14 protein-coding genes are annotated in these 16589 nt (G+C 71.9%); 9 read left to right on the forward strand and 5 right to left on the reverse strand.

From position 1 onward, the window contains the following. Positions 1 to 182 precede the first annotated feature (182 nt). Entirely contained in the window at positions 183 to 830 is a 648-nt protein-coding gene (locus ABVB68_RS16845; RefSeq protein ID WP_353601844.1) for a superoxide dismutase, read from the reverse strand. A gap of 262 nt (positions 831 to 1092) precedes the next feature. Next, entirely contained in the window at positions 1093 to 1929 is an 837-nt protein-coding gene (locus tag ABVB68_RS16850; RefSeq protein ID WP_353601845.1) for a TetR/AcrR family transcriptional regulator, read from the reverse strand. 282 nt (positions 1930 to 2211) lie between these two features. Between ABVB68_RS16850 and ABVB68_RS16855 the strand changes: the two genes are divergently transcribed. Then, positions 2212 to 3924 carry an MFS transporter gene (locus tag ABVB68_RS16855; RefSeq protein ID WP_353601846.1) on the forward strand — a complete coding sequence of 571 codons (1713 nt, stop codon included), beginning with the start codon at positions 2212 to 2214 and terminating at the stop codon, positions 3922 to 3924. A 380-nt stretch (positions 3925 to 4304) separates the two neighbouring features. Here the strand turns inward: ABVB68_RS16855 and ABVB68_RS16860 are convergent, their stop codons facing one another. Together ABVB68_RS16860 and ABVB68_RS16865 are read right to left on the reverse strand one after the other, a co-directional pair. Further along, on the reverse strand, positions 4305 to 5108 hold the full coding sequence (locus tag ABVB68_RS16860; protein ID WP_353601847.1) for an IclR family transcriptional regulator domain-containing protein: 804 nt from the start codon (positions 5106 to 5108) through the stop codon (positions 4305 to 4307). A gap of 92 nt (positions 5109 to 5200) precedes the next feature. Continuing rightward, positions 5201 to 6151: a quinone oxidoreductase family protein gene (locus ABVB68_RS16865; RefSeq protein WP_353601848.1), complete on the reverse strand. Its 951-nt coding sequence runs from the start codon at positions 6149 to 6151 to the stop codon at positions 5201 to 5203. A gap of 1045 nt (positions 6152 to 7196) precedes the next feature. Here ABVB68_RS16865 and ABVB68_RS16870 point away from each other — a divergent pair. The 4 genes from ABVB68_RS16870 to ABVB68_RS16885 all read left to right on the forward strand — a co-directional run bounded on the left by ABVB68_RS16870 (position 7197) and on the right by ABVB68_RS16885 (position 10945). Continuing rightward, positions 7197 to 8462, forward strand: a complete 1266-nt coding sequence (locus ABVB68_RS16870; RefSeq protein WP_353601849.1) for a hypothetical protein — start codon at positions 7197 to 7199, stop codon at positions 8460 to 8462. Between the two features lie 489 nt (positions 8463 to 8951). Then, positions 8952 to 9530: a flavin reductase family protein gene (locus ABVB68_RS16875; protein ID WP_353601850.1), complete on the forward strand. Its 579-nt coding sequence runs from the start codon at positions 8952 to 8954 to the stop codon at positions 9528 to 9530. After that, positions 9527 to 10306 (forward strand): thioesterase II family protein, encoded by a 780-nt coding sequence (locus ABVB68_RS16880; protein ID WP_353601851.1) that lies wholly within the window; start codon positions 9527 to 9529, stop codon positions 10304 to 10306. The genes ABVB68_RS16875 and ABVB68_RS16880 overlap by 4 nt, the downstream gene beginning before the upstream one ends. A gap of 273 nt (positions 10307 to 10579) precedes the next feature. Beyond that, complete coding sequence (locus tag ABVB68_RS16885; protein WP_353601852.1) at positions 10580 to 10945, forward strand: hypothetical protein; 366 nt, start codon at positions 10580 to 10582, stop codon at positions 10943 to 10945. A gap of 22 nt (positions 10946 to 10967) precedes the next feature. Here the strand turns inward: ABVB68_RS16885 and ABVB68_RS16890 are convergent, their stop codons facing one another. Continuing rightward, on the reverse strand, positions 10968 to 13079 hold the full coding sequence (locus ABVB68_RS16890) for a CHAT domain-containing protein (protein ID WP_353601853.1): 2112 nt from the start codon (positions 13077 to 13079) through the stop codon (positions 10968 to 10970). 407 nt (positions 13080 to 13486) lie between these two features. Between ABVB68_RS16890 and ABVB68_RS16895 the strand changes: the two genes are divergently transcribed. The 4 genes from ABVB68_RS16895 to ABVB68_RS16910 all read left to right on the forward strand — a co-directional run bounded on the left by ABVB68_RS16895 (position 13487) and on the right by ABVB68_RS16910 (position 16540). After that, positions 13487 to 14122 carry a nucleotide-binding protein gene (locus tag ABVB68_RS16895; RefSeq protein WP_353601854.1) on the forward strand — a complete coding sequence of 212 codons (636 nt, stop codon included), beginning with the start codon at positions 13487 to 13489 and terminating at the stop codon, positions 14120 to 14122. Beyond that, positions 14119 to 14343, forward strand: a complete 225-nt coding sequence (locus ABVB68_RS16900; RefSeq protein WP_353601855.1) for a hypothetical protein — start codon at positions 14119 to 14121, stop codon at positions 14341 to 14343. The genes ABVB68_RS16895 and ABVB68_RS16900 overlap by 4 nt, the downstream gene beginning before the upstream one ends. Before the next feature lie 120 nt (positions 14344 to 14463). Beyond that, entirely contained in the window at positions 14464 to 15972 is a 1509-nt protein-coding gene (locus ABVB68_RS16905) for an aminotransferase class III-fold pyridoxal phosphate-dependent enzyme (RefSeq protein ID WP_353601856.1), read from the forward strand. Beyond that, positions 15950 to 16540 carry a hypothetical protein gene (locus ABVB68_RS16910; RefSeq protein ID WP_353601857.1) on the forward strand — a complete coding sequence of 197 codons (591 nt, stop codon included), beginning with the start codon at positions 15950 to 15952 and terminating at the stop codon, positions 16538 to 16540. Before ABVB68_RS16905 ends, ABVB68_RS16910 begins: the two co-directional genes overlap by 23 nt. The last annotated feature ends 49 nt before the right edge of the window (positions 16541 to 16589 follow it).

Consider the following 16589-nt stretch of genomic DNA (forward strand, 5'->3'; position numbering starts at 1 on the left):
CGCCCCCGGGAACCCCGCGCCCGCCCGCCCGGCCCCCGGCGCCCGGGCCGGCCGCCGGTCCTCGCCTCCGGCGCACGACGAGGGGCTCCCGACGGCGGGTCGCGGTCGGGAGCCCCTCGTCGTGCACCTGCCGCGAAGGGTGGGAAGACGGTCACGAGCAGGACGTCCGGGTCACCGTGCCGTCAGGGGCGCAGGAGGAGGCTGTCGCCGCGCTCCTTGGCGGCGGCGTAACGCCTGGCCACGTCCTGCCAGTTGACGACCCCCCACATGGCCTCGACGAAGTCCACCTTCTGGTTCTTGTACTGCAGGTAGAAGGCGTGCTCCCAGGCGTCGAAGACCAGGATCGGGGTGGAGCCCTGGCCCACGTTGCCCTGGTGGTCGTAGACCTGCTCCACGATCAGGCGGCCGCTGAGCGGCTCGTAGGCGAGGACGCCCCAGCCCGAACCCTGGGTGGTGGCCGCGGCCTTGGACAGCTGGGCCTTGAAACCGGCGAAGGTGCCGAAGGACTCGGTGATCGCGTCGGCCAGGTCGCCCACGCCGTCGGCGGCCAGCGGCTCGCCGCCACCGTCCTTCGGGCCGGTCATGTTCTGCCAGTAGATCGAGTGCAGGATGTGCCCGGAGAGGTGGAAGGCCAGGTTCTTCTCCAGGCCGTTGACCGAGCCCCACGATCCCTTGTCGCGTGCCCCGGCGAGCTGCTCCAGGGTGTCGTTCGCGCCCTTCACGTACGCCGCGTGGTGCTTGTCGTGGTGCAGCTCGATGATCTCGGGGCTGATCACGGGGGCGAGCGCCGCGTAGTCGTAGGGAAGCTCCGGGAGCGTGTAAAGCGCCATGTCCAACGTCCTCCGACGTTATTGCGAGTTGCATGCAGCTGCACGCTAACAGCAAGTACGAAACTTTGTGATCAGTCGTCGGACCTAGGACTCCTCCGTGTCGTACGGCGCGACGGCAGGCAGAGCCCGTCTCCGCTGCGCGTCAACGGTCCGGAACGCCCTCGTCGGCCCTCCGGCTGATCGGCGCTCCGGCCGAGGACACACCCGACCGGCACGAAGGCCGAGGGTGGGGGGCGCTCCCAGGCGGTGGACGTCCCGGGGATCAGGGGGTGCCCGGAGTCGGACCGGTCTCGGGACGCGTGCCGGGTGCCGGGTCCGGCAGGTAGCTCGCCAGGCCGCGCAGGATGATCTCCAGACCGATGTCGAACCTCTCGTCGGAGGAGTCCGACACCATCACACCGGCCAGGGCGCGCAGATGGGGGAATTCCGCCGCGGGCAGGGACGCGAAGTAGTCCTGCATCTCACCGGCCATCTCGCGCCAGTCGGGGCGGGCGAGGGAGGAGCTGTCGCTGTCGTGGCGAGCCGCCCGGTCGAGCCACATACCCTCCTCCAGGACGAAGCCGTCGATGTACGTGGAGATGAGGTCGCCGGCCTCCGCCGCGATGCGGTCGGGCAGCCCGGCGGTTCGGAAGACGGCGAGCAACGCCTCGACGTGCGGCAGCAGTTCCGCGGTGAAGGGGACGTGGGCCATGGAGATCCGTGCCATGTCACGGTGGGCCCGCAGGCATTGCCGCCAGGAGCGGGCGTAGTCCCCCACCTGCTCGCGCCACCGCTCGGGATCGGGTTCGGGCTTCTCGAAGCCGGCGAACAGCCGGGTGTACATCAGCTCCAGCAGGTCGTCCTTGGAACGGACGTGGGCGTAGAGGGCGGAGACCGCGACTCCCAGCTCGGCCGCGACCCGGCGCATCGACAGCCCGTCGAGACCCTGCTGATCCAGAACGGTGAAGGCGGCCTCCACGACACGCTCCCGTGAGAGCGGCTCGCGCGTGGGCGCGAGGCGGCCGCGAGCAGGACGCTCCCGCTCCCAGGGGGACGGCGGAGGAGAGGCGGGGGTGGACGGCGGAGAGGGCGTGGGGGTGTCGGCGGCCGCGTCGGTCATGCCGACAGTCTAGGCAGCGGAAGAACAGCGTTCTTCTCGAGCGAGCGGCGTTCAGCCGCGACTCGCGATATATCTTGTCCAAGCGTTCGCCTTGCGCTATATCTTGATGAACGTCGTTCTCTCGGTGAGCACTGTTCTGTTAAGGTGAACACTGTTCTCCTGTCCGGCCGTCCGGCACGCGGTTCCGCCCATGCCCGGGCCGGCCGGCCGGCCGGGCCGTCGTATCCATCCGTCCCACCGCGCCGGGTCGCACCGCGGCGCGCCACTTCGCGAGGAGTTCCGATGTCCACCACAGGTGTCGCGTCCACCGAGACGCCCACCGACTCGCCAGCGCCCTACCGGTGGCGCTGGGCTGCGCTCTTCGTGATCCTCGCGGCCGAGGTGATGGACCTCCTCGACGCGGTCGTCACGAACATCGCCGGCCCGGCCATGCGGGCCGACCTCGGCGGCGGCGCCTCCACGCTGCAGTGGCTCGCGGCCGCCTACACCCTCGCCATGGCCGTCGGGCTGGTGACCGGCGGGCGGCTCGGGGACATCCACGGGCGCCGCCGGATGTTCCTGACAGGGGCCGCCGGCTTCACCATGGGTTCGCTGCTGTGCGCGATATCCGTGTCGCCCGGGATGCTGATCGGCGCACGTGTCGTACAGGGGCTGTTCGGCGCGGTGATGCTGCCTCAGGGCCTCGGCATGATCAAGGAGATGTTCCCGCCGAAGGAGTCGCAGAAGGCCTTCGGACTGTTCGGTCCGGTCATGGGACTGTCCGCGGTGTGCGGTCCGATCCTCGCGGGCTGGCTCGTGGACGCCGACTACTTCGGCACCGGCTGGCGGATGATCTTCCTGATCAACCTGCCCCTGGGCGCGGCCGCCATCCTCGGCGCCCTGCGCTACCTGCCGAGGGGCCGGTCGGGCACCAGGCCGCGCCTCGACATCCCCGGCATGCTCATGGTGTCGCTGGCCGCGCTGCTCATCATCTTCCCGCTGGTCCAGGGCCGTGAGTACGACTGGCCCGCGTGGACGTTCGTGATGATGGCCGCCTCGGTGGTGGTCTTCGTCGCCTTCGGCACCTACGAGTCGCGCCGCAGCAAGGCGGGCCTGGACCCGCTGGTCGTCCCCAGCCTCTTCCGCAAGCGTGGATTCAGCGGCGGCATGACCCTCGGACTCGTCTTCTTCTCGGCCATGCAGGGCTTCATGCTGGTCTTCAACCTCTACACCCAGATCGGCCTCGGTTATTCGCCGTTGAAGGCGGGACTGGTCATGGTGCCCTGGTCGGGCGGCATGATCGTCGGGTTCGGGATCGCTCAGGGAGTCGCCAGGTTCGGCCGGGCGGTACTGCAGACGGGCGCCGTGGTCATGGCGGTCGGGGTGTTCGGTGTGTGGCTGACCCTGGACACGGTGGGGGGCGGCGTCGGCCCCTGGCAGCTGCTGCCGTCACTGCTCGTCACCGGCGTCGGGATGGGCCTGCTCATGGCGCCGTTCTTCGACATCGTCCTCGCCAGCGTCGAGCAGCACGAGACGGGTTCGGCCTCCGGCACGATGACGGCGATACAGCAGCTCGGCGGTGCCTTCGGCGTGGCCGTCCTCGGCACGGTGTTCTTCGGTCTGCTGGGCGGCGGCATCGCCACGGCCGTCGACCACCAGGCGGGCGGCCTGCGGGGGAAGCTGGCCGCCGCGCACGTCGCGCCGGCCGCCCGGGACCGGATCGTGGCGGACCTGCGCACGTGCACCTCGGACCGCGCCGTCGCCAAGGACCCCGCCGCGACCCCGCCCTCCTGCACACGCCTGGAGAAGGACACACGGTCGGCCGTGACCTCGCCCGAGGACGCGGCCCGGGTTCCCGCCGCACTGCGGGCCACCGCGTCGTCGGCCTTCCGGAGCGGTTTCGGCTCCGTGATGAAGACCGTGCTGTGGGCCGTCGACGGCATGCTCGCGCTGACCTTCCTGCTCGCGTTCCTCCTGCCACGCCACGCGCGTCCCGAGGAGTCCGCCGGGCACTGATACCCGCGAAGCGAAACACGGGTGGGCGCTCCTGCGGAGGGGGGCGCCCACCCTTCTGCCTGCCGGGACGCCGGTCGCGGGCCGGCCGGAGCCGCGGCACGTACGGCTGTCCGGGAGCTGCGGCCGCCGCGGCTCGCCACCCGACGGGAGTTCCCCACCCGACAGGGCCCCCGACAAGGGCTGGTCACCGGCAGCGGCCGGCCACCTGACACGCCGCTCGGGCCGGGCCGACCGGATCTGACCCACAGTCACCGCCCCACCGGGAGGCGCCACTTGTCGGAGGGGCGCCGCCTGCCGGTGCAAAGCCACCCGCTCAGGGGACTCCCGCCCGCCGAGAACCGCCGTCCATCAGCGCGCCGTGCGTCTCACCCCGTGCGCGGTCAGTCGGCGGGCCAGGCCCCGCCGAGCCGGCTCAGCCGGGCGGCCGCCGTGATGGTGGCGTGGACGTAGTGCCGGGGAGCCTCCGGCATGATGTCCATGGGCTTGAGGAGCAGCACCGCGCCCCATATCGCGCCGTCCCAGATGACGGGCGCGGCGATGGAGTTCCACTTCGCCATGCACTCCTCGTAGCCCAGGGCGTAGCCCTGGTCACGGATGTCGGCGAGGGAGGCGAGCAGTTCGTCGCCGTCGCGCATCACGCCGGGACCGGCTTCCTCCGGGACCGGATCGGCGGCCACCCGCCGCTGGATCTGTTCCGGAAGGTAGGCGAGGATCGTCCGGCCCGAGGCGCCGGTGCGCAGCGACCGGGTGACCGAGAGGACGTCGCGCGGCGTCATCCCGAGCTCGACGAGATCGGAATCCCCCACCGCCATGTCCAGGCACTGCCTGCCCGCTGTACCGAACGGGGCCCTCATGTACAGGAAGACCAGGCCGCTGTCGGTCGCCGTGCGCAGGTCCTGCAGGACGTGGGCGGCCTCCCCGCCGGAGAGGTTGTCCTCGGACAGGGCGTGCAGGCCCAGGTCGGCGACGGTACTGCCGAGTTGGTACAGGCCCCGGTCGACGCGGACGAAGGTGCTGTTGTAGGTGCCGGCGGTGAGCATGCGGCCGGTGGTGGAGTCGTCGAGGTCTGCGGTCTTGGCGATCTCGGACAGCCGATGGGCACCGGGGCCCAGCGTGATGAACGCCTGCTGCACCCGCATGAAGCGGTCTGCGTAGCTGGTCCCGGTTCCACGCTGTCCACTCATCAGCCGTATCCCCTCCACTGTGTCCGCGTCTCCTCCTGGAGCACGGGGGTACACGGCGCTGGCCTCACCGCGTACGGTCAGGCGTCAGATTATTACGTGGCGGTATCGAGGCTGAACTTGCCCATGCCCGTACGGCTGTTGAGCACATGGTGCACCTTTGCGGCGTCGGCGAGCGGATAGGTCCCGCCCGTCACGATCTTCAGCGAGCCGTTGCCGACGGCGTCGAAGAGCTGCCTCATGGAGGCGGCCAGCGGGAGCGTCCGGTCGGTGTACAGGTGCGGGAGCCAGAAACCGGAGACGGTGACGGACCTCTGGAGCAGGGTGTGCACGGGGATGTCGGCCAGGTGCCCGCCGGCGAACCCGTACACGACGAGGCGGCCGCGCGGGCCCACCGCGTCGAGGGTCTGCAGCAGTGTCCTGCCGCCGGTCATCTCCAGGGCGGCGTCCACGGGTCCGCCCGCCGCGTCGAGGATCCGCTCCGTCAGACCGTCCTCGTCGGAGGAGTCGACGGCCGCCGCCGCCCCGAGGTCCAGGGCGAGCCGGCGCTTCTCGGCCGTACCGGCGAGCGCGATGACCCGGGCGCCCGCCCGGTGCGCCAGTTGGACGGCCAGCGAGCCGACGCCGCCGGCCGCCGCGGGAATCACGACACTCTGGCCCTTGGTGACGTGGGCGACCGTGAAGAGCAGGTGGTACGCGCTGTTCCCCTGCAGGGCCAGCGGGACCGCCTGTTCGTCGGTGATCTCGTCGGGGACCTCCCACTGCAGTCTGCGGTGGACGGCCGCCTTCTGGGCGTAGCCGCCACCCTGGGTCAGCGCGACGACACGCCTGCCGTCCGGGGTGGTGCCGACGACCTCGTTGCCGGGGACGTACGGCAGCTCGACGGGTGCGAGGTAGGTGTTTCCGCGAACATGGACATCCGCGTAGTTGACGCCCGCCAGCCGCACGTCCAGCAGAGTCTGGCCGGGCCCGGGCTCGGGGTCGGGAATGTCCTCGAGTTCCAGAACCTCGGGGCCGCCGAATTCCCTCATGACAATGGCGCGCACGGTGCTCCTATCGATACGGGTGTGTGTACGACGACAGGCTAGGGCATCCCCGCAACGGCTCCGACCTGGGCATCTTGCCTCCTACACCTTTCTCACGAGGTGAGAAACGGCCGCCCTTTTCTCACTCGGCGAGAAGGTTCAACCCAGAACTTCTCGCGAGATGAGAAGGGGAATCCATGGGTTGCAATTGTCTTTTCAGAGAGACATAGTGATGCCGCCTCACCCGGCCGGACACTTTCCCCGCGGCACCCGCGGGGAACCGGGGGCCGGCCCCGGGAGGGGGCACTCGGGTGCTCCGGGAGGCGTACGGGGACGGGCGGAGGACAGCGGATGAACGACCACGTGCCGAAGTCGGTGCCGAGCCGGGCCCGCACGGGCCTGCCGGACCCTGCGACGCCCCGGACGGCGGGAGCCCTCGCCGTGTGACGGTCTCCGCGCACCTCGCGCCGGCGGCCGGCGCCGCACCACCACAGTCCGAACAACCAGCCCTCGGGTGCTCCCAGAGCGTGCAGCGGCACGCCGGGCGCGGGACGGGCCGCTCGTCGTCCGCTCTCGCGGGCCCGGGCCGGCACGCCCCGCGCCGGAGTTCCCAGCACCTCATGCCGGAGGCCGTCGTGGCGCTTTCCCCTCCTTCCCGCCGTCGGTGCGTACGCAACCAGACCCCGTCACCCGCCACGACGGCCGTGCCGGTGCTCCTCGGTGGAGGCGTCGGCGCCCCGGCGGCCATGCCGGCACTCGTCGACCGGGGCACCTCCGCCGCGTCGACCGCCACGGCCGTGCGCCGGCCCGGTCACCCCGGCGGCCTCTGCCCGGACGAGCTCACGGCACCCCCGGCACCGGCGCCCGGTACGCGGCACACGCCGTGGCCCGATCCCTGCCTTCCCGCTGCGCCCGCGAAGCCGCCACTCACGGCACCACCCGGCAGGCCGGCCGACCCCCAGGCCGACTGGCGGGGAAGAGCGCGCATCTGGTCGTAGCCGGTCGACGCCCGGACCCACGGCCATCCATCGCCCTGCCCCTTCTTCCCGCCCCGGAGCCCGTTCTCATGGCCTTCACCTCCGCCGCACCCGTCGTCGCGCACCGGCCGGCTGCCGACGCCGGTGCCGTGGCGATCGTCGCCCCCTCCGGCAGCCGCGCCCAGGCGGAAGCCTTCGCACGGCACGGCCGGCGCACCGTGACCGTCGAGCCGGAGGCCGGGCGCCATCCCTCGGTGTTCGCTCCGAGGCGCGGGGCCGGCGGCCCCGCGGAGTCGGTGGAGCATCGCGGATCGCTGCGGCAGACGGTGAAAGCGCTGCGTGGGCTGGGCGTGTCGGCCGTCGTCGCCGGGAGCGCGGCGGGCGTCGGGCTGGCGGACCGGATCGCCTGGCATCTGGGCCTGCCCCAAGGTGATCCCGAGACCTCCCGGTTGCGCAGCGACCGTGGGGCACAGGCGGCCACCCTGGCGCGTGTCGGCGTACCGGCACCGCGTGGTGTTCGCAGCACGGATCTCGCCGAGGTCCTGGCCTGGGCCGAGGCCTGCCCCCTCCCCGGCTATCTGCTGGCACCCGCCGCGGCCGGCATACCGGTCGAGCCGGTGGCCTGCGCCGGCGAGAGACAGATCAACACCACCTGGCCGGTCATGAGGGAAGCGGCCGCCCGGCACTCCGGCGACGCCCACCTGGTCCTCACCGAGCAGCTGCCCGCCCGGCAGTTCGTCGTCAACAGTGTCAGCCGTCCGGGGCCGGACGGGCAGCCGGAGCACGTCGTCACCGACGTGTGGGCCGAGACGCGCTCCGGCGACCGGTCGCTCGACCGCACGGATCTGATGAACCGTCACAATCCGGTGGTGCGCGCCCTGTCGGCGTACATGTCGCGGGTGCTCGACTCTCTCGGGGTGATCCGCGGTCCCGTGACCGCTCGCGTCGCCCACGACGAGCGCCGGGGTCCGCTCCTCGTCTCGGCGCTGGCGGTGCCCGGGATCTCGGCGGCCGACGAGGCGCTGCGCGTGGCGACCGGCTACGACCGCGTGGCGGACGTGCTGGACACCTCGCTTCCGCCCCTGCCCGTTCCGCTCGCCGCCGACGCGGCCCGTCACCGGATCGTCCGGGTGCACCTGCGCCGGAGCGGCGACGCCGCGGACCCGCGTCTCGGGCACGTCCTGCGCCGGCTGCCGACGGTGGTCGCGGTCGGCCCGGAGCCGGCGGCCCACGCCCGGACCGCCGATGCGGCCGGGTGCGCCGAGGTCGTCCTCAGCAGCGAGGAGCCCGCGGCCGTCGAGGCGGACTACGGTGTCATCCGGGCGCTTGAGCGCGAGAACGTGCACGCCGGCTGACCCCACGTGGAGAGTGGGCACGCACCCGTCCTGACACGTGCGCGAGGTGCGAGGCGCCCCGGAAGGCCCGCCCCACAGCCGTCCCGGCAACGGCGGGCCGCCCACGACGGGGCCACCCGCCGACTCAAGCGCGCGATCGTCGGCAGCGACCCGCGCGGGACCACCCCGCGCGCCTCCCCCGCCGGCGCCCGGCTCCCACACTGATCCCGCCGTCCGAACTCCTCCCACCCGTCTCCCACTTGACAGGCTCACGGGTCGGGAACCGGTCATCGACGGGGGCGAGACGGCCGGCGCGACCACCGCCGAGTGGGGGCGCCGGGGAACGGCCCGCCCGCACAGCGGACCACCGCGCCCACTGACACCCCGACACTTCCGTTGCGCCCGGCCGCTCCCCGCCGGCGCCCGTCCCGCTTCCGCCTCCCGTATCTTCCGGGGTGTCCGTCCGGCACCCTCGATGAGGCCGCCACCCGTATGGAGGAAGACCCACTCATGACAGCCATCACCCACGGTCCCCCGGCCGCCGCGGCCGGGACCGCCGATCCGGTGCCTCCCGATGTGTTCCGCGAGACGACGACCCGCTACGCCGGCAGCGTCACGGTCGTCGCCTGCGCCGACGGCGACCCGGTGGGCTGTACAGCCACGGCCGTGCCGTCCCTGACCGACCGGCCGCCGGCCCTGCTCGTCTCGCCGGCCGGAAACGGCGGGACGCCGGCCCGTGTCCGCACCGCGGGCCGGTTCGGCGTCAGCGTGCTGCCCCGGGAACCGCGGTCACCGGCCGACCGGTTCGCGCGGCTGCCCGCGGCGCGGCGGTTCGCCGGCGTGGCCCACGACGGACGATGCGGTGCGCCGCCGCTCGCCGGGGCGGTCGCCGGGGCCGTGTGCGAGGTCACCCGGTACGTGCCCCTCGCCGACCACCCGCCGGCGGTCGGCCGGGTCCTCCACGCGCGGACGGACGACGGCGGGGCGCCGCTCGTGCACTTCGCCCGCCGGCGGACCCGACCGGAAGCGGCGAGTCCGCCGGGCGACCGCCGGGCGCGGCCCTCGTGCACCGGCGGGAGTCCCTCGTGAGCGGGCCTACGTCCAGGCCGGCGGGGCGGGGCGCCTGGCTGCGCCGTCTCGGCCCGGAACCGCCGGCGGCCGAGGCCACGTTGGTCTGCCTTCCGCACGCGGGCGGCGCGCCGGCCTTCTACCGGGACTGGCCCGGGTTGCTGTCTCCCACGCTCGACGTGGTGTCGGTGTGCTACCCGGGGCGTCAGGACCGGCTGGGCGAACCTCCCGCGACCGACATGGCCGAGCTGGCCGAAGAGGTGAGTGCGGCCCTCGCGCCCCTGGCCGGCCGGCCGCTGGCGGTGTTCGGGCACAGCATGGGCGCGGTGGTGGGTTACGAGGCCGCTCGCCTGCTCCATGCGCGGTACGGGGTCCGGCCGGTGTGCCTGTTCGTCTCGGGCATGGTGGCTCCGCACCGCGTTCCGGCGCGGACCCGGCACCTGCTGGAGGAGCCCGATCTGGTGGCGCACCTCCTCGAACAGGGCGGTACCGACCCGGAGGTGCTGGCCGACGAGGAGCTGCGCGCCCTCGTCATGCCCGCCGTCCGCGCGGACTACCGGCTCATCGACACCTACCGTCCGCTGGCCGGTGACGAAGCGCTGGACTGCCCGATCGTCGCCTACTACGGGCGGGAGGACCCGGCGGTCACCGCGGCGGCCGTGCACGAGTGGCAGCGGTGCACCCGGGCGACGGCGGAGGTCCGCTCCTTTCCCGGCGGGCACTTCTACCTCGGCGGGATGCACGAGGTCCTGACCGCGGACGTCCGGGACCGGGTCCTGGCGGCGCTCCGGTCCTGAGCCCGGCCCCGGCTCACGCCACCGGGGCGGGGGCCGGGGCGCTCTCCAGACGGGCGGGCGGGTGCGAGGACCGGCAGCGTGCAGGGCGAACGCACCTCGTTCGGTGTGCGGCGGAAGTCCCGGGGCACGTACGGCGCCTCCCCGACACACAGGCACGACTCCGGCGGGCAAGCCGGCACGGATCCGCCGCGCGGCCCGGACCGGCCCGCGATCGGCGGTACCTTGAGTCGCGTGCCGTCTCAGGCGGCGGCGGTGGGGTGGGAGGGAGCGGGAATGCAGCCGGTCACGACGCTCAGTCTCTGGGGCTCAGGGGCGTTCGGTCTGGTCATCGGATGGATCGCCTACCGGACGTTGCGGCGGACCGCCGACAAGCCCCGGCTCGCCGATCTCGTGACGGTGATCGCGGCCTTGGGCGGGGGCGCGGTCGTCAATGCCCGGTTCGCCGAACCGGACCTCTTCGCCGCCTACGGCATCGGACTGGCGGCCGGGTTCTTCGCCTATCTCCTCGTGGCCTACGTGTTGGAGCGCTCGGAGCGGAAGAAGAGCGCGGCCCAGGCAGAGGCCGCGGCGACGCCCGCCGAGGCCGCGGCGGACGGCAACCCCACGCACCGGACGGCGAACTGGATGGGCGACGTGTGAGCGTCGGCCTCCCGCCCCCGGCTCAGGGCGCCGCGCGCAGTCTCAACGCCGCGGAGCAGTAGGCCGTGTACGCCAGACCGAGGGCGTTCCCCTTGCGCAGCAGTGCCATCCTGACCCGGTGCAGGGCCGGGCCGACCGCCTCCCCGGCCAGGAGGAGTGCCCAGAACCGCTCGCCGATCTCGTTCGCCAGTTCCTGGTCGACGCTGATCTCCGTGCCGACGACCCCGCTGGCGCTGAACCCGCTGAAGGCTTCGACGAGCGTCAGCCAGGACGCGGGGTCGCTGTCCACTGTGTGGCACCCGTTGAGGAAGACGAGGGGGGCCGCACTCTCCAGCCGCTCCCAGGCGCAGTCGTCGGCCCAGGCGGCGAGGTCGCGTGGTGCGATGCGGTCGCCGTGGCCGATCTCCAGCACGGTGGTGCCGGGGGCCTCCGTCGCGGGATCCGGGCGGCGCCCATGGCCGTAGAAGTACACACAGGCCCCGGCGGTGTCGGTCAGGGCCTTGCGCAGAGTGTCGCGCCGGTCGCACTCGAGCACCCCGCCGTGCCCGAAGTGGCCCCGCAGGGCCGTCAGATGGCGGTCCATCAGGGGACGGTCGAGGGAATGGCTGCGGCCCACGGTGAGTGCGGGGGCCTCTCCCCTGCGGCCCGCCCACAGCCGCAGGCGCTTCCCGGGCCTGACCGACGGAGGCTGCTCGATGAAGTGGCGGAACCCCCAGAAGCCGAAGGGGCACAGTGAGTTGAGGGTGTGGCCGTCCTCCGCGGGGCAGGAGCGGGCCATGGGGTCGCGCTGGACCTCTGCCCAGCCGGCGCGGCAGGGCCTCGGTCGTTCCTGGCTGTCCAGGGGGATGTCGTACAGCAGCCCCCAGGGGTAGACGAGGTTCTGCAGTTCCTGCCGGCAGACCTGGATCTCGGCCGGCCTGCTCAGCACGCGTCTGAGCGCCTCGCGTTCCGGCCGGCTGCGGGCGAGCAGGAGGAAGAGGTCCCAGCCCAGCAGGGCGAGCGTCGCCAGATCATCGAGGAGTTCGCCGGTGGGCTTGCCGTTGTTCCCGTCGAGCCGGTTCAGTACGGCCTTTCCGGTCCGGACGACGTGGAGGCCGAGCAGAGCGTCGCGGGCGCGCCGCAGCGCGCCGAGCACCTGGTGCTCGCTCAGCCAGAAGGTGGTGACCGCGCCCTGACCGTGGACGTCGACGCTCATCATCTCGTGCGGTCCCCGGCCGACACAGATCGCCGCCGTCCGCTCGGGCAGGTCGCCGAGTTCGGCGAAACCGGCCGTCAGCGTGTAGTCGACCGCCGCCGTGGTGAATCCGCCCGAGCCCTCCCGGGCGCCGACGCGCGCGGTGAGGGTGGCCGTCTGCACCTGGTTGCCGCGGTGGGACACGAACATCCGCAGCCGGGCCGGCCCCTGTTCGTCCGGCGTGGTGAAGGGGATGTACAGGTGCCGGCCCCGGTGCACCCACTCACAGGTGTGCCGGTCCGCCGGGTCGCAGGGGCAGACCCAGCTGTTCCCGACGCGGGGCAGGAAGACCGCGTGCCGCCGGGAGCCGACCGTGAAGTCGTCGCTGAGCACGGTGACTTCGAGCCAGTCGCCGCGCCCGCCGTCGTCGCTGTGGTCGAGCAGGCCGTCGGGGAAGGGCGTGGCCTGCGGAGCGAGCAGGCTGTCGGCCGCCAGCGCGCCGACGTCCACCCGGAGTTCGTAGACCTGCCCCGGGGCGAGCACCCGGTCGTCGGGCACCGTCGACCGGGAGAGCGGCCATACGACGGCGACGTTGAGGAAGCGCTGCGAGGTCGGCTCCGGACCGTCAGGCGCCGTCGTGGACGGTGGGGGGCTGCGATGATCGAGCTCCAGCGCCGCGCCCGGCACGGGACGCGCCACGGCGTCGCGCAGCCCGTCCCGCCGAGCACTCAGGTACCGTTCCTGTACGGCCATGGCTCCCGCGTACTCGGCGAGCACGTCCAGGTACCGCATCAGGAAGCCGGCGGCGTCCAGGTCCTCCTGGTGCAGGAGCTCCTCCCAGATCCGCCGCGCCTCCTCCTCGAGTTCGGGCAGCCGCCAGAACTCCGATGCCCGCAGGTCCCTCAGTTGCGCCTCTTCGGGGCAACGCGGCTCCCAGCGGTACGCGTGGTCCTCACTCATGGCTGCCACGTCCTCTTGTCCGCAGATCACCGGTGGTTGCCATTCTGCGGTGCGTGAGGCGTGCGGAGGGAAGGATTTCGCCGACCCGTGCGTGGGGCGCCATCCGCCGACAGCGCCGTGCCCCCGGCCACATCCGGACAGATAAGTCTTGTGGAGAAGCCCCGGCGGCCACAGACCCCGACGGCGAGGAGGCCGGAGGACGTGGAGTGGACGGGCGCGCGCAACACGGACAGACCCACGGCCGGCGACGGCCCCGGTCGTCGTGGTCACGATGGCCGGCCGGGGCGGTCGGGTACGCCGGGCCGACTAGCCCAAGGGACTGATTCACTGGTGCCCCCGGGTGAACCACACACGACGGCTCCGCGCCGACGGCAGGCATCGGCTCGCGACCGTTAGCGTCGGCTCCTGTGCCGCTGAGCTATGCCTTCGTGAACCTCAAACCCGGAGTGGGAAAGACGACCAGCGCCGTCTGGTTGGCCCACGCACTGCACGCATCGGGCTTCTCTCCGTTGCTCGTGGACAGTGATCCCGCGTCCTCCGCGCTGCGCTGGAGCGAACTGGCGGGCGGATTCCCGTTCCCCGTCTTCGCCCTGCCGGTCGGCGACGTGCACCTGCGGGTGAACGACTTCCTCGACAACCGGCAGTCCGTGGTCTTCGACGCCCCGCAACTGGAGGACCACGCCCACATCGCCCGGAGCATCATGCGGTACGCGAGCGAGTGGATCGTGCCGGTGACACCGGCCCCGATCGAGTTGGACCGCATGGCGCCCATCGACCGCGAGATGGGCGACATGCAGTCCCTGCGCGCCCAGCCCGCCCGCGCCGCCGTCCTGCTGAACCGCACGAACCGTCCCGACGCCACGCGTACCGGCCCCGACGCCGATGCCCGTGAGGCGCTCACCGAGCGGGGCTTCGACGTGCTGTCCACGCACATCCCGCGGCTCGACCTGTACGCCCAGTCGTTCGGAAGTCCCGTCGAGGTGAGGGGCACGGCCTACATGGACCTCGCGGAGGAACTCATCAAACGTCAGGACACGGTGTGAACCAGCGCAAGGACACCTACCGGGCCGCGCTCCAGCGCCGTCCGGACACCACGACACCCACCCCCACCAAGGTCACGCCGCTGGACACCCGGTACGTCAAGGTGGTCATCGAAGTGGGCCCCGCGCTGCCGAGCGACCTCTCCCGGTGGATCGGGCAGCCCGTGTCCGCACTCCTGCGGGCGAGCGCCGCGGTCCTGCGTCCACCGACCCAGGGCCGGTAGACCTCCGGACACGGCGGAACACCTCGCCACGTGCCGGGCCGGGCCGTACCGTACCGCGCACACCTGAGTGGCGCTTCCAGTCCTCTCGCCGGTTCTGCGGGCATGTGCTAGAACCGTCACATGCCCGACAACGAGAGCTCGTTGTTCCATCTCGAGACGTTGAACCCGATCCGCAGGTTCGCCGAGGCATTCAGCGGCTCTTGTCTTGACCCCCATCTGCCGAATGCTGAGGGAAATCCCCGGGAACTGATCGCGAGAAACGCCGATCTCTTCACCGAGGGCGGCTCCTGGCCACGAGACGTGTGGGTCACCGGTGGACTCGGGGCCACGCTCGACACGACCCTCGTGGACACCGGGGACGGGCAGAAGCTGATCGATCTCTGCACCATTCTCACCGTGCTGGGGATCAACGATCCGTGGGTGAAACTCAAGCAGTTGACCTACGTGTTGTCCCGAAGCCCGCACCACGTCACGATCCGTCTGGGATGCGACATGTACTACAGAGTCGCCCGCCGGATTCTGAAGTGCTTCGACAAACTGGGCGAACCCGGTGACTACGTCGTCAACATGCGGCAGTGCAACGGGTCGGACGCGGTCGAGCTGGCTCTGCACGCGGCGTGGAACGCGGCACGCGAGTCGCCCGGTCGACGCAGGCTGGGGACGTTCCTGGGTTCATACCATGGCGAGAACCTGACGGCGAGCCTCATCAGCGAGCACCAACCTCAGCACGGCTCCGGACGGCTGCTTGTCGAAAGCGCGGACAACGTGACCTTCTTCCCCTCCCCCGGAGGCGAGGAGGGCGGCTCTCCGAGTGCCGAGTCGCTGGCCACGCTCGATGCCCTGGAGCGTGACGGCGAGGAGTACTTCGCCGTGATCATCGAACCGATCCAGTGGCGCAATTCCGTGCACGCCGTTCCGCTCGAATTCCTCCGGCGGCTGCGCGACGTCTGTACGCGCAAATCGATCTGCCTCATCTTCGACGAGATCCACAACGGCTTCGGATACACAGGGACCATCAGCTTCGCGGAGAACAGCGGGGTGTGCCCGGACATCGCCACGATGAGCAAGGGACTGACCTCCGGCCACGGATCCCTCGCGATCATGGTGGCCAGGAGGAATTTCAGTGCGGTCGACGGGCCGTTCGCGGGGAAGTCCAATGCCGCGGACATGATGTCCCTCGTCGCGATCGACGCGGTGCTCGACCGGCTCCTGGGAGTGGAGCCCGAGGATGTGGGCGCCCTGCCCGAGTGGTTGCCGGACGAACTGGCCACGGAGCTTCGCGTGGGCCTGCTGGACACCGCCTACGACCGCACCGTGGCTCTGGTCGAATCGCTGTTCCTCGAACTGCGCCGCCGTTTCCCCGGTGTTGTCGGTGCGTCGACCGGAACGGGGCTGGTGCGCGGGCTGGTGATGCTGGACGAACACGGCAGGCCGTCCGAGGCGGTCGCGTCCATGGTGGCCAGGAATTGCCTCACCAACGGTGTCTACGTGCGGCAGGCGGGCACCGCCCTGTTCGTGAAACCCAGCCTCGTCCTCAGCCAGGCCGAGGCGGACCTCGCGCTCGACGGCCTTGCCCGCACCCTGGCCCAGGTGGCGCAGGGCCGCGGTGAAGAGGCGAGATCCGCGTGAGCCCGGGCAGGCCGAGCAGTTGTCCGGGCTGAGCGTTGCGATCGGCGGCCCTCAGGGCATCGGAAAGTCGACGGCCCTGCGCCTGCTGGCGGACCGACGGCCCGACTACGAGACCCTCTCCGTCGGCGACCGGTTTCCTCCCGACTTCCGGTCGCTGCCCGCCGCGGACCGGGCCCGGATCCGTGCGCGGGCAAGCGACCGGCTGGAGTCACGGCTGCTCGCGAACCGCGACACCGTCGTCATCGTCGATCTCCACTACCTCGACCTCCGAGAAGTTGATCCGCGCATACAGCGTCCAGAGGTCCTCGCACGGTTCGACCTGCACGTCCTTCTCGTCGCGCCCGCAGACGTGCTCCTGGCCCGACGCACCTGCGACTCCAGCAGGGCGGACCGGCCGGTCTCGATCGCCGAGGCCGAGCGAGATGTGTCCGCCCACGTCGAATACTTCGGTCGGGATCCGGCCCTGGGCCCGGACAAGCTCGTGCTCGACTGCCAAAAGAGTCCCCTGGAGGTGGCGCAAGAACTGCACCGCCACATAACCGTCCGGCTGGACGCCGGACGCCCGTAGACACGAGTCGTCGCGGCCGGGCCGGCAAGAGCCGGAACGACGGGCGTGC

The organism is Streptomyces sp. NPDC096012 (genome assembly GCF_040426375.1).
In the GTDB taxonomy this organism is placed as follows: Bacteria; Actinomycetota; Actinomycetes; order Streptomycetales; family Streptomycetaceae; genus Streptomyces.

Excerpts from the sequence above, each read along its gene's own strand:
- ABVB68_RS16870 (WP_353601849.1), top strand. The coding sequence starts at position 7,197 with ATGGCCTTCACCTCCGCCGCACCCGTCGTCGCGCACCGGCCGGCTGCC.
- ABVB68_RS16845 (WP_353601844.1), bottom strand. The coding sequence starts at position 830 with ATGGCGCTTTACACGCTCCCGGAGCTTCCCTACGACTACGCGGCGCTC.
- ABVB68_RS16875 (WP_353601850.1), top strand. The coding sequence starts at position 8,952 with ATGACAGCCATCACCCACGGTCCCCCGGCCGCCGCGGCCGGGACCGCC.
- ABVB68_RS16860 (WP_353601847.1), bottom strand. The coding sequence starts at position 5,108 with ATGAGTGGACAGCGTGGAACCGGGACCAGCTACGCAGACCGCTTCATG.
- ABVB68_RS16885 (WP_353601852.1), top strand. The coding sequence starts at position 10,580 with ATGCAGCCGGTCACGACGCTCAGTCTCTGGGGCTCAGGGGCGTTCGGT.
- ABVB68_RS16905 (WP_353601856.1), top strand. The coding sequence starts at position 14,464 with ATGCCCGACAACGAGAGCTCGTTGTTCCATCTCGAGACGTTGAACCCG.
- ABVB68_RS16855 (WP_353601846.1), top strand. The coding sequence starts at position 2,212 with ATGTCCACCACAGGTGTCGCGTCCACCGAGACGCCCACCGACTCGCCA.
- ABVB68_RS16850 (WP_353601845.1), bottom strand. The coding sequence starts at position 1,929 with ATGACCGACGCGGCCGCCGACACCCCCACGCCCTCTCCGCCGTCCACC.
- ABVB68_RS16890 (WP_353601853.1), bottom strand. The coding sequence starts at position 13,079 with ATGAGTGAGGACCACGCGTACCGCTGGGAGCCGCGTTGCCCCGAAGAG.